The organism is Burkholderia sp. KCJ3K979 (assembly GCF_016759955.1).
Classification (GTDB): domain Bacteria; phylum Pseudomonadota; class Gammaproteobacteria; order Burkholderiales; family Burkholderiaceae; genus Burkholderia; species Burkholderia orbicola.
The window spans coordinates 1-333 of the sequence record NZ_JACFYV010000501.1 but is presented as its reverse complement, the minus strand read 5'-3'; the positions used below and the strand labels follow the sequence as shown (position 1 = coordinate 333).

The window sequence follows — 333 nt, the reverse complement described above, 5'->3', positions numbered from 1 at the left end:
GACTAGATCCCCTTGAAGGGTCGTTCGAGACCAGGACGTTGATAGGTCAGGTGTGTAAGCGCAGTAATGCGTTCAGCTAACTGATACTAATTGCCCGTAAGGCTTGATCCTATAACAAGTCTGCCTTATGGATCGGCGCCGTGCGCAAGCACTGGCCGCGATCCAAAGCGACATGTTGGATTCTCGTGTGTGATACACACAACCTCAATTACTGCTTCTTCCAAGATTGGTTCTGTTGGCCACGCCAGCAGAACAACCCCCTTTGCCTGATGACCATAGCGAGTCGGTCCCACCCCTTCCCATCCCGAACAGGACCGTGAAACGACTCTACGC

At 52.9% G+C, this 333-nt stretch carries 2 rRNA genes; both read left to right on the top strand.

The features are described from left to right. Window positions 1–111, top strand: a 23S ribosomal RNA gene (locus H3O04_RS35825); the annotation flags it as partial. 154 nt (window positions 112–265) lie between these two features. Further along, window positions 266–333 (top strand): 5S ribosomal RNA (gene rrf / locus H3O04_RS36870); the annotation flags it as partial.